We start from the raw sequence: 12,685 nt of genomic DNA on the forward strand, positions 1-12,685 counted from the left end.
CGTCCCCGGTGACTTCCCTCGGGCCGTCGGGAATCACCTAGCATAATGTACAACAATTATGTAGGACAATAATGGAAGACGGAGGAACGACCATGCAGCAACTGGCTGGACACAGGGTGCTTTTGTGCAATGACGACGGGATCGAGGCCGACGGAATCCGGCTTCTGGAACGGTTGGTGAACCCCCATGCGGCGGAAACCTGGGTCGTGGCCCCGGCGGAAGAGATGTCGGGCGCTTCGCATTCTATCTCGATGCATCTGCCGATCCGTTACCGCAGGGTGGACGACCACCACCACGCGGTGAAGGGAACACCCACGGATTGTGCATTGATGGGGATCTACGAGATCATGCCGGAAAAGCCGACGCTGCTGCTGTCGGGCATCAACTGGGGTGCCAACCTGGCCGAGGACCTGACCTATTCCGGCACCGCGTCCGCGGCGATGGAAGGCGCATTGCTGGGCGTGCCCTCGGTCGCGATGAGCCTGGTGCACGCCTTCGAGGAAGTGCATTGGGCCACCGCCGAACGTTTTGCGCCCGAGGTGATCGCGGGCATTCTGGACGCGGGCATCGCGCCGGGGACATTTGTCAACGTCAACTTTCCGCCGGTGGCGCCGGACGAGGTGAAGGGCATCCGTGTCTGCCGCCTGGGCCAGCGTCCGCCGGGATCGTTCAAGCCGACCAGGCGCACGGATGCACGTCACAAGGACTATTGGTGGATCGAGATCATGCGGGTCGACCACGACGTCGTGCCGGGCACGGATCTTGAGGCGATCGAAAACGGCGAGATCGCGGTCACGCCGATCCAGCTCGACATGACGGCGGACCGTTCCATGCGGGCGTTGGAGCAGGCATTCGCCGGATAACATCGCGGCACGGAAGAAGCTGGCGCCGGGCGGCGGATAGGCCCAGCCCGATGCCCGACCGTTCACCTGTCGTGGCCGTGGAGCCGCCTCCGGCGGGAGTATTTTCAAAGAGAAGAAGCCGGACTCTCCCGGGTCTGCTGAACGGTTCCTGCAGCCCGGGCCTGCGGGCGGTGCGTGTTCCGGACCCGGAAGCGATCCGGGCGGATCCGATGGACTGGCGGGCGCAAGGGGACGGCGATCCGTCTGGTCGGCGCCGGTTGCGACACCGGCGGGCGGCCACACGCGGGGGGTCGTGGACACGGGGCGCAGGTCGCACTAGGCTTGCCTACCGTCACAGCCAGGGAAGGTCCGACCGACGTGAGCGCCGATACGGAAACCGGCACCGCCAGTGCCGCCGAGACCATCGTCCGAGACATTCTGCGCGGGCTTTACGAGGGGCGCTATGTTTCAGGCCAGCGGTTGGTGGAGCCCGACCTGATCGCCCGCTACGGGGTCAGCCGGTCTACGGTCCGCGAGGCGATCAAGCGTCTGGCGGCGCAGGGCGTGGTCGAAACCCGCCACCATCACGGCGCCCGGATCCTGACGGTGACGAAGGAGGAAGGGCTGAACATCCTGTCGATTGCAGAGCTTCTGGTGGGCCTGGCCGCCCGGCAGGCGGCGGAACATATCGACCGCGGGACCGCGCGGGCCAACCTTCGGGAAGCGCTGGAGGCGGTGACCACTGCCTCGGCCTCGGGCGACCGGTTCGACTTCATCCTGGCGCGCAACCGGTTTCACCGCACCCTGGCCCAGATCGCGGGCAGCCGCGTGCTGGAACAGACGCTGGCCAATCTGCACGTCCATCTGGTTCGGAACCGGCTGGTCATGGATCCCGAGGCGCGGGCGGCGTCCTACCGCCGGATCGCGGATGCGATCCTGGCGGGCGATCCCGACCGGGCCGAAGGCGCCGCCCGGTCCCATGTCCGCGTCACGATCGAATACCTGCGGGACAACTGAGCCCCGGGGCGTGCCGAAAAGGTGGGCGCGCAGGGGCATGGAATGGCCGCCAGGCCTTTGGCGCGGTCCAGGCCCGCGGGATCGGGAACGTCATCCACAGGGCAGATTTCGACATGGCGCATGTGCTTGGGGCCGATGCGGTGGTCGGGACGATACGTGCGACAAGGCCCCCGCGCTGCGTCGCGGGTTCCCCTGCCGCCCTGACGGAGGGCAGGGGACAGAGGATCAGTCCAGGTTCGCCTCGGCAAAGTCGTAGTTCGCAAGGTTGTCGAGGAAGTTGGTCACATAGTCCGGTCGGCGGTTGCGGAAATCGACGTAGTAGCTGTGTTCCCACACATCGAGGCCCAGCAGCGCGGTGCCTTCACCAGTGGCCAGCGGGTTCACGCCGTTTGGCGTCCTTGTCACGGCCAGATCGCCTTGGGGGGTCTGGATCAGCCAGGCCCAGCCGGACCCGAACTGGCCCACCGCCGCGGCCTTGAAGGCCTGTTTGAATTCGTCCACCGCCCCGAAGGTTTCGACCAGCTTCGCTTCCAGCTTGCCGGGGATGCCGCCACCCGTCGGAGAAAGGGCGTTCCAGAAATGGACGTGGTTCCAGTGCTGGCTGGCCTGGTTGAAGACGGGGATCAGCGCATCGGTCCCGTAGCTCTGGACGACGATTTCCTCCAGCGTCTTGCCCTGCAGGTCGGCGTTCTTTTCGACGAAGCCGTTCAGCGCCGTGACATAGGCCTGGTGGTGCTTGTCATGGTGCAGTTCCAGGGTTTCCTGGTTCATGCCGCGGGCGGCCAGGGCGGATGCGGCATAGCCGAGGGCGGGGAGTTCGAAGGGCATGGACGGGATCCTTTCCGGCCGGGGGCTTGCGTCGGAGGGCCCGCGGCGATATTAAACCAAGTAGTATCTTTGAAAAATATCGGAGGCAATATGTCAAGCAAAAGCTTGGAAAATTATGCCTGGTCGCCGCGGGGGCCTGCCGATCGGATCCTGATGCAGTTGAAGATGCATGGGCCTCAGACCTCTGGTCAGACCGGGGAACGGCTGGGGATCACGGGCGAGGCGGCGCGCCAGCAGCTTGTGAAGCTGGCCGAGGACGGACTGGTGGCCGAGGAACGGCGGTCGCAGGGCCGGGGCCGGCCTTCGGTCTACTGGCACCTGACCGATGCCGGGCAGGCGCGGTTCCCGGATACGCACGCCGCCCTGACGGTCGAGATCCTGGCGTCGATCGAGGCGGTGCTGGGCACCGAGGCGCTGGATCGGGTCATCGCCGCGCGCGAGGCCCGGACGCAGGCCCAGTACCGGGACGCGCTGTCCGGCTGCGCGTCGTTGAAGGAACGCGTGGAAAAACTGGCCAACTTGCGGACCGCCGAAGGCTACATGGCCCGGGCCGAGGACGGGGCGGACGGCGCCATGCTTTTGATCGAGAACCATTGCCCGATCTGCGCCGCCGCCACGCAGTGCCGCGGCTTCTGCCGGGCGGAGCTGGCGGTGTTCCAGAACGTTTTGGGCGACGGGGCAGAGGTGGAGCGCGTCGAATACCTGCTGGGCGACGGACGGCGCTGCACTTACCTGATCCGCACCGCGGTCGGGTGACCGGCCCGACGTCCCGGCACGGGATGCCCGTCGGACTGCCTGTCAGAAAAGTGGGACACAGCCACTGCCTCCCCCCGGCCGCGCGGGCGCGGGATCGCCCCGGAAGACCGCCCGGAACGCCGGCCGCCAAGGTTTGCCGCCTGGCCCTGGGGCACCTTCGTTCGGGACCGCGGCAATGATGGGGACATGTCTTGCAGCGGCTACACGTCGGGCGAACTGTGTGCGACAACGCGGATCTGGCAGACAGAAGGTCAGGGCACCTGCATGCAGCTTCGGAAGATCAGCGGACCAAGGGCCTTGGGCGGCATCCGCCCCCTGACGCCCGGCCAAATTCCGGCCGAGGTGCTGGCCGGGCTTACGCTGGCCGCGCTCGCGATACCCGAGGTGATGGGTTATACGAGGATCTCTGGCACGCCGGTGATCACCGGGCTTTACACGATCCTGATCCCATCGGCGCTCTTCGCGGTCTTTGCATCGTCGCGGCACCTTGTGGTGGGGGCGGATTCGGCAACGGCGGCGATCCTGGCGAGCGGGCTGATCGGCCTGGCCGCGACGGGGACGGACCAGTACATGGCGCTGGCCATGGTCCTGGCGCTGATGGTCGGCGTACTGATGCTGATTGCCGCGCTGCTGGGGCTGGGTTTCATGGCCGATTTCCTGTCGCGTCCGGTGCTAACGGGCTTCCTCACCGGCGTCGGACTACAGGTCGCCCTGAAGGAGGTCGGACGCCTTGTCGCCCTGCCGGGTCCCGGCAACGGCATGATCGCGGCCCTGCAGGGCCTGCCACAGGGTTTGCAGCAGGCGAACTGGAGCGCCATCGCCATTGCCGCCGGGACCGCGCTGGTCCTTGGGGCCACCCGGCGGATCGGCAGCGGCTGGCGGGTCCGCCCGCCCTTTGCGCTGGCCCTGATCTGCATGTCCATCGCGGGTTCCTGGACCTTCGACCTGGGCCGGCTGGTGCCGCTGGTCGGCCCCATCCCGACCGGCCTGCCGCAACTGGCCCTGCCGCGCGCCGACCTCAGCCTCCAGGTGATCGCGTCCCTTCTGCCCACGGCACTGGCCATGGCCGTTGTCGTCCTGGCGCAAAGTGCGGCCACCGCGCGGGCCTACGCCGAAGAGGCCGGTGAAAGCCTGGAAGAAAGCACCGATCTCTACGCCCTGGGCTTGGCCAATCTGGGCGCGGGGCTGAGCGGGTCCTTCGTGGTCAACGGCAGCCCCACCAAGACGGCCATGGTGGCCGGGGCCGGCGGGCGGACGCAGCTGTCGCTTCTGGTCATGGCGAGCGTGGTACTGGCGGTGCTGATGTTCCTGACCCGACCGCTGAGTTATGTCCCGATGTCGGTCCTGTCCGGTGTCGTGATCGTGATCGCGATCGAGCTGACAGATTTCCCCGCGATCCGCGACATCTTTTACAAGCGCCCGGCCGAAGGCTGGATCGCGGTCGCCACGATTGCGGCCGTGGTTCTGCTGGGGGTGCAGAAGGGCATCGCCTTTGCCGTTCTGATGGCGATCATCAGCCATACGCGCCACGGCTATCGGCCGCTGGACCTTCTGGTCGCCGACATGCGTCCCTACGGCGTGGTCGCGCAACCGCTCTCGTCAGGAGCCCAGCTTCGGCCGGGGCTGATGGTTTATCGCTTCACTCATGCGATGTACTTTGCCAATGCCCAGCAGATGCGGACCGAAATCGCGGACCTCGTCGGACAGGCCGCGCCACCGCTGCAATGGTTCTGCATCGACATCTCGGCCGTGGACGATGTTGACTTCACCGCGCAGGCCACGCTGGAAGACCTTCGGAAGATGTTGGCCGACCTTTCGGTCCGGCTGGTCTTCGTCCAGTCGGTGTCCGCCGCGGATGTCCCGACATGGCGGCAGGTATCCGACCAGTTCGGGTCCGCGTCGGTTTTCCGGGGTCTTGATGACCTTCTGGCGGCTTTTGAGGACGCGCGGCGACCGGCGGATGTGCAGCCCCAATAGACGGGGATCCACCGGCGATGGGTTCCGGCCAGGTTTCCGTGCCCCGGGTTTGCCTGCAAGAGCATGCTTTGCACGCACCACTTCAGGAGTGTCTTGTAAGTTTTTGATATTATTTACATAAGACTGACTACAGGCTTAAGGCAGATCCGGGTGGGCGCGGCTGTCGGCAGGCACCTTTGCGTCCGGTGCAGAACCGGGTTTGCCGAACGCAATCGGACTTTCCGGGGACGCGGACGTCGACCCGCGCGACCATCCGCGGCTCCATCTCTCTGAAGAAGACGATGGGCGTGGCGGTTTCGGGCGCAGGCAGCGGGCCCTTTCGGGAAAGTCCGTCGCGAGGCAGGCCCGGGCACGCGGATGCAGCACCTGCGCCCCGCCCGGGCTTCATGACCGATGGGGTCCTGGGCTGGTCCGTGCCTGGTGCCCGGTTCCGGAAGGCCCTGTCGCGACCGGTCTTCCGATCAGTCCCCGGTCTTTAGCAGCTCGACCATCAGGTCGCGCATCACGAATTTCTGCGGCTTGCCCGTGATCGTCATCGGCAGTTCCTCCACCAGATGGATGTGGCGCGGGACCTTGAAATGGGCGATCTGGCCCGTGCAGTGGCTGCGCAGCGCCTCGGCCGTCAGGCCCGCGCCCTCGACCGCGATGACCCAGGCACAGACCTCCTCGCCGAAGCGGTCGTCGGGGATTCCGAAGACCTGCACGTCGCGCACATGGGGATGGGCGATCAGGAATTCCTCGATCTCGCGCGGATAGATGTTCTCGCCCCCGCGGATGATCATGTCCTTGATCCGGCCGGTGATGGTGCAGAACCCTTCGTCGTCCAGCACCGCCAGATCGCCGGTGTGCATCCACCCGTCGCGGATCGCCTCGGCCGTGCGTTCCGGTTCGTCCCAATAGCCCTTCATCACCGAATAGCCGCGGGTGCAAAGTTCGCCCTGCGTGCCCGGCGGCACGATGGCGCCCTCGGCATCGACGATTTTCACCTCCAGATGCGGATGCACCCGGCCCACCGTTTCGCAGCGCTTCACCAATGGATCGTCGACGAAGCTTTGGAACGATACGGGCGAGGTTTCGGTCATGCCATAGCAGATCGTGACCTCGGACATATGCATCCGGTCGTTGACCTGGCGCATCACCTCGACCGGGCACAGCGCGCCGGCCATCACGCCCGTGCGCAGGCTGGACAGCTCTCGGGGCTTGGCGTCCAGTTCCGCCAGCATGGCCACGAACATCGTCGGCACACCGTAAAGTGCGGTGCAGCGTTCCGCGCTGACGGTGTCCAGCGTCTGGGCGGGTTCGAAGGCCTCGCCCGGAAAGACCATCGCGGCGCCCTTGCTGACCGCGCCCAGCACGGCCATCACCATGCCGAAGCAGTGATAGAGCGGCACCGGGATCGCCAGCCGGTCGGTTTCCGTCAGCTTGATCCGGTCGGTCACGAACCGGGCGTTGTTGATGACGTTGTAATGAGACAGCGTCGCGCCCTTGGGATGGCCCGTCGTGCCGGAGGTGAACTGGATGTTGATCGCGTCGTCCGGTTGCAGCTTGCGGTCGATCTGCGGCAGGCGCAGCTGCTGGGCCGGGCCGCCAAGGGCCGCGATCTCGTCGAAACTCCAGGCGCCGGCGGGGGCGTCCTCCATCACGATGACATGGCGGAGTGCGGGCACTTTCACCGCGTGCAGGCGGCCCTTTTCGGACCGCTCCATCTCTGGCGCCAGCGTGCGGATCATGTCGATGTAGTCCGACGTCTTGAACCGCGGTGCCAGCACCAGCGCGGTGCAGCCCGACTTGTTCAGCGCATATTCCAGCTCGTTCAGGCGATAGGCGGGATTGATGTTGACCAGGATCACCCCGATCCGTGCCGTGGCGAACTGGGTCAGCACCCATTCCAGCCGGTTGGGCGACCAGATCCCCAGCCGGTCGCCCTTTTCCAGTCCCATCGCCAGGAAGCCAGAGGCCAGCGCGTCCACCTCGCGGTCCAGGTCGTAATAGCTGAGCCTGCGGTCCGGAAAGACCAGCGCATCCCGTGGCCCATAGCGCGACACGGTGTCGGCCAGCATCTGCGGGATCGTGGCATAGACCAGCGGCGGGACGCTGGGCCCCTGCACATAGGACCGCCCGTCCCGGGGGGCCAGATCCACGGGCACGGGCGCGGCACTGTCCGTCCCGAATGACCTGATCCGGCCGGCGACGCTTTCATTCAGGATGCTCATGGCCGTCTCCTCCTCCTCAGGAACTCACATGTCGCGCCAGTCGCCCGATTGCTCGAAGGCATGCGCTGCCTGGTAGATTTTCATCTCACCATAGTTCGGACCGACAAGCATCAGGCCGATGGGCAGGCCCTCGCTCAGGCCGCAGGGAATGCTCATCGCCGGCAGACCGCCGTTGAAGGGGGCTGTGTTGGCTGTCATCTCGAAGGCGCGCTGGACGTAAAGGCTCAGCGTGCAATCCGCGGGCGGGTGCGGCTGGGGCTTGACCGGCAGGGTCGGCAGCAGCAGCAGGTCGTATTGCTTCAGCGCCGCGTGATAGCGTTCGTTGACCTTGCGCATGATGTTCTGCGCCTTGCCGTAGAAGCGGCCCCGATACATGCTTTGCGCATGTTCACCCACGAACATGCAGGCCTTCAGCGAATGGCTGAGTTCGTCGGCGCGGTTCTTCCACTGTGCCATGTGGTCGGTCATCGATGGCAGGAACAGGCCCTTGTAGTTCGTGCCGGTCGAGTTCCCCCACATCATCCCGTCCTGCAGCCCTTCCAGCGTGATCGCGGTCCAGGCGTCCATGGCGGTGAAATGTTCGGGGACCGAAACCTCCTCGACACGCGCGCCCAGTTCGCGGAAGCGTTCGGCGGCCTGCATCACCTTCGCGTCGACATCCGGTTCGGAATTGGCGTGGTTGAAGCCTTCCTTCAGGATCCCGATCCGCATCCCGTGCGCGCCGCGTCCCAGCGCCTCCGTGTAGGAATATACGGTCGGGTTGTACTGCCGCGGGTCCAGCCCGTCGGGACCGGCCAGAACCTCCAGCAGCAGGGCGTTGTCGGCCACGGTCTTCGTCACCGGGCCCAGGTGGTCGATGGTCTGCTCGATCGGCATGGCGCCGGTATAGGGCACCAGCCCGTGGGTCGGCTTCATCCCGTAGACGCCGCAATTCGAAGCCGGGATCCGGATCGATCCGCCCTGGTCGCCCGCGATGGCCATGTCGACCTCTCCGGCCGCCACCAGCGCGGCAGAGCCGGAGGAGGAACCGCCCGCCATGTAGCCGCGCTTCCAAGGGTTGTGGACCGGGCCCTTGGCATTGGTATGGGATCCGCCCGAAAGACAGAAGTTCTCGCAATGGGCCTTGCCCGCGATGATCGCGCCCGCGTCCAGCATCCGCGTCACGATGGTCGCGTCGATTTCGGGCGTATAGCCTTCCATGATGGACGACCCGTTCATCAGGGGCACGCCCGCCAGGCAGATCGTATCCTTCAGCGCGATCCGCTTGCCGCGCAGCTTGCCGTCCGGGGCGCCGCGGACCTCGGTCTTGACGTACCAGGCGTTCAGCGGGTTCTCGGACGGGTCCGGGTGATAGCCGGGCGACCGTGGGTAACGCACCTCGGGCAGGTAATCCGGCATTGCGTCAAGCCGGTCGTAGGACTGCAGGAAGGGTTCGATGATCTCGGTATATTCCAGCAGATCCTCGTCCGAGAGCGACATGCCAAAGCGCTCCGCCATGGCGCGCATCTGCGAAAGGGTGGGGCGTTTGATCGTCACGGTGTTCACCTTCGGGGAAGCATGGAGGGGCGTCGGCGCGGGCCGGTCGGCGCGGGCGGACCGGGAGGGCGCGGGATGCGTGCTGCTGCGCGGGGCAGAGGCCGGTGCCGCTGCGCTTGTCGATCTGGGTGCACTGTCCCGGCGGGTGCCGCGGGCGCCGAAGCCCAGAAGCTCGTCGACCCGCGCGCGGTCGGACAGGTCGGCGCGGGACAGCGTGCCGGTGATCCGGCCGCGTTCCAGCACCAGCACCCGGTCCGACAGGTCGGCGATGAAGTCGAAGTTCTGTTCGACCAGCAGCACCGACAGGCCGCGGCTTTCCCGCAGGTGCAGCAGCGTTTCGGCCATCTCTTCGATGATCGAGGGCTGGATGCCTTCGGTCGGCTCGTCCAGCAGCAGGAAATCCGGATGCCCCATCAGGCAGCGGGCCAGCGCCAGCAATTGCTGTTCACCGCCCGACAGTGCGCCGCCTTCGCGGTCCAGAAGCCGGGTCAGGCGGGGGAAGTCCTGAAGGACGTTCTCCATCACCTCTGCCTCGGACCCCGCGCCATAGTCGTGCCAGGCGAACCGCAGGTTGTCGCGCACCGTCAGCTGCGGGAAGATCCCCCTGCCCTGCGGCACGTAGCCGATCCCCATCTGCCCGCGTTCGTTGGGCGCTGCACGGGTGATGTCGGTCTGGTCATAGCGGATCTGCCCCGATGTCGCGGGCAGGAACCCCATCAGCGTCTTCAGAAGCGTGGTCTTGCCCATGCCGTTGTGGCCCAGGACGCCCACGATCTCGTTCTCGGCCACCTCCAGGTCGATCCCGTGCAGGATCGGCACGCGGCCATAGCCGCCCGACAGGCCCTGGGCGGACAGAAGGATATCTCGGTCTTCGGTCATCAGGCCTTCTTTCCAAGGTAGACGCGGCGCACCGTCTCGTCCGTCATCACGCGGTCGACATGGTCTTCCATCAGCACCCGTCCCTGGTGGAACACGGTGACCGTTTCGGCGATGGAGCGGATGAACTGCATGTCGTGTTCGACAATCACGACCGAAGCGGAGCGGGTGATGTCATGGATGATCTCCGTCATCCGGTCGACATCCTCGGCGCTCATGCCTGCCGCCGGTTCGTCCAGCAGCACCAGCCAGGGGTCGGTGACGATCACCAGGCCCAGTTCCACCCGCTGCCGTTCGCCATGGGCCAGCTGGCCCAGATCCGTCCGCGCGATAGGACCCAGCGACAGGCGGTCGATCACGTCGCCGGTGCGAGCGCGGGCTTCGGCCGGGTCGAAGAAGCGGCGGGCGGCCAGCCAGATGTTTTCGTGCACGCTGAGCGCGTCCATGACGTTCGGGGTCTGGGTCTTGATCCCCACCCCCAGCGAGGCGACCTGATGCGGCATCCAACCGGTCACATCCTGCCCGCGCATGAAGACATGCCCGTCGGACGGCGTCAGCAGGCCCGTCACGCATTTGAAGAAGGTGGATTTCCCGGCGCCGTTCGGCCCGATCAGGCAGCGCAGCTCGCGGTGCTTCAGCTTGAAATTCACGTTGTCGCTGGCCACGACCCCGCCGAAGCGCATCGTCAGGCCGGATGTTTCAAGGACGGTCTCAGCCATTTCGCGCCCTCCGCATGCGCCGTGCCGGGCGGCGGCGGACCTTGTGCCCGACCGACACCTGCCACAGCGCCCCGATGGCCGGGACAAGGCCACGCGGCAGGAACAGGACGAAGATCACCAGCACCAGCCCCATGATCAGCGTGTTGTCGATCATGCTTTGCTGACCCAGCAGGAATTTCAGGTACGCCAGACCCGCCGCCCCCACGATGGGTCCCAGCCGTGTGCCCAGGCCGCCGACGATGCACCAGATGATGATTTCGGCCGACTGGCCCAGCGAAAAGAGCGTGGGCGTCACGATCTCGGCCCAGCTGGCGTAAAGCGCGCCGGCCAGTCCGGCGATGCCAGCCCCGGCGGCGAACAGGACCGTCTTCCGCGCGGCGACGTCATAGCCGATCAGGGCCATGCGGGTTTCATTCTCGCGGATGCCGATGGCGATGCGCCCGAAGGACGACCGCAGCAGCCAGGTGACCAGCAGGTAGACGATGATCAGCGCCACGGCGCAGACATAGTAATATGCGTCGCCCCAGATATAGGCGCCGGGATCGCCGGGGACGTTCAGCGTCTGAAAACCGGGGATGCCGTTGAACCCGCCCATCCGCGCCTTGCCGATCACGTATTGCGGTCCGGCGGTCGAGTTGATGAACTTGAACAGGATCAGCGTGACGACCAGCGTGATCACCCCCAGATAGACGTCGGTCAGGCGGCCATAGAACATCATGGCACCCAGCAGCGCCGCAAAGCCCGCAGTCAGCAGCACAGCCAGGATCATCGGCAGCGTGCTTTCCCCCACATTCACGGCCGAGATGGCGTAGACATAGGCCCCCAGCCCGAAGAACGCGGCCTGCCCGAAGCACAGGATTCCGCCGAAGCCCCAGATCAGTCCAAGGCTCAGGCCCAGCATTCCGTAGATGATCAGCACGGTCAGCGTGTAGGTGGAAATCAGCATCGGCATCACGCCGATCAGGATCGCAGACACGACCAACGTGACGATCACGTCGCGGACGGCGGAACGGTCCATCACAGCTTGCCCTTGAAGAAGCGGCTGGTGATCCCTTGCGGCATCAGCCGCAGCAGGATCACGGCGGCGACCAGCAACGCGACCTCTCCGATCACGGGCGAGATGGCGAAGGTGAAGACCTGGCTGACGAAACCGAAGGAGGTGGCCGAACTGACCAGCCCCGCGATCAGGGATGGTCCGCCCGCAATCACCGTGATGAAGGCCTTGGCGATATAGGCCCCGCCCGAGGTCGGGACCAATCCGACCAGCGGCGCCAGGATCGCACCGGCAAGGCCCGACAGGGCGGACCCGCAGAAGAAGGTCGCCATGTAGATCCGGTCGGGGCTGTAGCCCAGGGCCGCGGCCATGTCGGACCGCTGCATCGTGCCGCGCGCGATCAGACCGGCCCGGGTGCCCTTCAGCACCGCGTACATCAGCACGACCAGCAGGATCGCCACGACGATGATGAAGAAGTTGTAGCCGTTGATCTGGTAATCGCCGACGGCGAAACCCGGGATCGGCGTGGAAATGCCCGTCGTCGTGTTGCCGAAGATCATCGTGGCCAGCCCGATGAACACAAGGCTAAGGCCCCACGTGGCCAGCATCGTGTCGACCAGCCGCCCGTAGAGATGCCGGATCACCAGCCGTTCGACGATCAGACCGATCACACCCACGACCAGCGGCGCCACGATCAGCATGGCGATGAACACGTTCACCCCCAACTGGACCGCCGTGATGGTGGCATAGCCGCCCATCATCATGAACTCGCCATGGGCAAGGTTGATGACCTTCATCATGCCGAACACGACCGCCAGCCCGGCGCTGATCAGCACAAGCGAGGCGATGGCATAAAGCATCTCAACAAGGATGACGAAACTGATATCCATGACGGCCTGTTCTGCGACGGATGGGGGCTGCGGGGCG

10 protein-coding genes are annotated in these 12,685 nt (G+C 65.8%); 4 read left to right on the forward strand and 6 right to left on the reverse strand.

Annotated elements, in window-relative coordinates; genetic code table 11:
* Positions 1-92: 92 nt before the first annotated feature.
* Positions 93-863 carry a 5'/3'-nucleotidase SurE gene (surE, locus tag FQK05_RS21570; RefSeq protein ID WP_158970817.1) on the forward strand — a complete coding sequence of 257 codons (771 nt, stop codon included), beginning with the start codon at positions 93-95 and terminating at the stop codon, positions 861-863.
* 357 nt (positions 864-1,220) lie between these two features.
* Positions 1,221-1,859, forward strand: a complete 639-nt coding sequence (locus tag FQK05_RS21575) for a GntR family transcriptional regulator (protein WP_158970819.1) — start codon at positions 1,221-1,223, stop codon at positions 1,857-1,859.
* 225 nt (positions 1,860-2,084) lie between these two features.
* On the opposite strand, the gene FQK05_RS21580 is transcribed toward FQK05_RS21575, so the two are convergent.
* Complete coding sequence (locus FQK05_RS21580; protein WP_158970821.1) at positions 2,085-2,687, reverse strand: superoxide dismutase; 603 nt, start codon at positions 2,685-2,687, stop codon at positions 2,085-2,087.
* Between the two features lie 90 nt (positions 2,688-2,777).
* Here FQK05_RS21580 and FQK05_RS21585 point away from each other — a divergent pair, with 90 nt between their 5' ends.
* Positions 2,778-3,443, forward strand: a complete 666-nt coding sequence (locus tag FQK05_RS21585; RefSeq protein ID WP_158970823.1) for a helix-turn-helix transcriptional regulator — start codon at positions 2,778-2,780, stop codon at positions 3,441-3,443.
* Between the two features lie 264 nt (positions 3,444-3,707).
* Positions 3,708-5,420, forward strand: a complete 1,713-nt coding sequence (locus FQK05_RS21590; protein ID WP_158970825.1) for a SulP family inorganic anion transporter — start codon at positions 3,708-3,710, stop codon at positions 5,418-5,420.
* A gap of 461 nt (positions 5,421-5,881) precedes the next feature.
* Here FQK05_RS21590 and FQK05_RS21595 read toward each other — a convergent pair whose 3' ends face one another.
* Genes FQK05_RS21595 through FQK05_RS21615 form a run of 5 tightly spaced genes read right to left on the reverse strand, consistent with a single transcriptional unit; the run spans position 5,882 to position 12,648 of the window.
* Positions 5,882-7,633, reverse strand: coding sequence for an AMP-binding protein (locus FQK05_RS21595; RefSeq protein WP_158970827.1), 1,752 nt, complete (start codon positions 7,631-7,633; stop codon positions 5,882-5,884).
* Positions 7,634-7,657: 24 nt separating this feature from the next.
* Positions 7,658-10,048 carry an amidase gene (locus tag FQK05_RS21600; protein ID WP_158970829.1) on the reverse strand — a complete coding sequence of 797 codons (2,391 nt, stop codon included), beginning with the start codon at positions 10,046-10,048 and terminating at the stop codon, positions 7,658-7,660.
* On the reverse strand, positions 10,048-10,764 hold the full coding sequence (locus FQK05_RS21605; protein ID WP_158970831.1) for an ABC transporter ATP-binding protein: 717 nt from the start codon (positions 10,762-10,764) through the stop codon (positions 10,048-10,050). Before FQK05_RS21605 ends, FQK05_RS21600 begins: the two co-directional genes overlap by 1 nt.
* The gene (locus FQK05_RS21610; RefSeq protein ID WP_158970833.1) at positions 10,757-11,782 is read right to left on the reverse strand and encodes a branched-chain amino acid ABC transporter permease; all 1,026 of its coding nucleotides are present in this window, start codon (positions 11,780-11,782) and stop codon (positions 10,757-10,759) included. Before FQK05_RS21610 ends, FQK05_RS21605 begins: the two co-directional genes overlap by 8 nt.
* The gene (locus FQK05_RS21615) at positions 11,782-12,648 is read right to left on the reverse strand and encodes an ABC transporter permease subunit (protein WP_158970835.1); all 867 of its coding nucleotides are present in this window, start codon (positions 12,646-12,648) and stop codon (positions 11,782-11,784) included. Before FQK05_RS21615 ends, FQK05_RS21610 begins: the two co-directional genes overlap by 1 nt.
* Positions 12,649-12,685 lie beyond the last annotated feature (37 nt).

This window comes from Chachezhania sediminis (genome assembly GCF_009765275.1).
GTDB classification, from domain to species: Bacteria; Pseudomonadota; Alphaproteobacteria; order Rhodobacterales; family Rhodobacteraceae; genus Chachezhania; species Chachezhania sediminis.

Bases quoted from the DNA above. Each gene is read 5' to 3' on its own strand.
- surE (WP_158970817.1), top strand. From the start codon at position 93: ATGCAGCAACTGGCTGGACACAGGGTGCTTTTGTGCAATGACGACGGG.
- FQK05_RS21580 (WP_158970821.1), bottom strand. From the start codon at position 2,687: ATGCCCTTCGAACTCCCCGCCCTCGGCTATGCCGCATCCGCCCTGGCC.
- FQK05_RS21585 (WP_158970823.1), top strand. From the start codon at position 2,778: ATGTCAAGCAAAAGCTTGGAAAATTATGCCTGGTCGCCGCGGGGGCCT.
- FQK05_RS21590 (WP_158970825.1), top strand. From the start codon at position 3,708: ATGCAGCTTCGGAAGATCAGCGGACCAAGGGCCTTGGGCGGCATCCGC.
- FQK05_RS21595 (WP_158970827.1), bottom strand. From the start codon at position 7,633: ATGAGCATCCTGAATGAAAGCGTCGCCGGCCGGATCAGGTCATTCGGG.
- FQK05_RS21600 (WP_158970829.1), bottom strand. From the start codon at position 10,048: ATGACCGAAGACCGAGATATCCTTCTGTCCGCCCAGGGCCTGTCGGGC.
- FQK05_RS21605 (WP_158970831.1), bottom strand. From the start codon at position 10,764: ATGGCTGAGACCGTCCTTGAAACATCCGGCCTGACGATGCGCTTCGGC.
- FQK05_RS21610 (WP_158970833.1), bottom strand. From the start codon at position 11,782: ATGGACCGTTCCGCCGTCCGCGACGTGATCGTCACGTTGGTCGTGTCT.
- FQK05_RS21615 (WP_158970835.1), bottom strand. From the start codon at position 12,648: ATGGATATCAGTTTCGTCATCCTTGTTGAGATGCTTTATGCCATCGCC.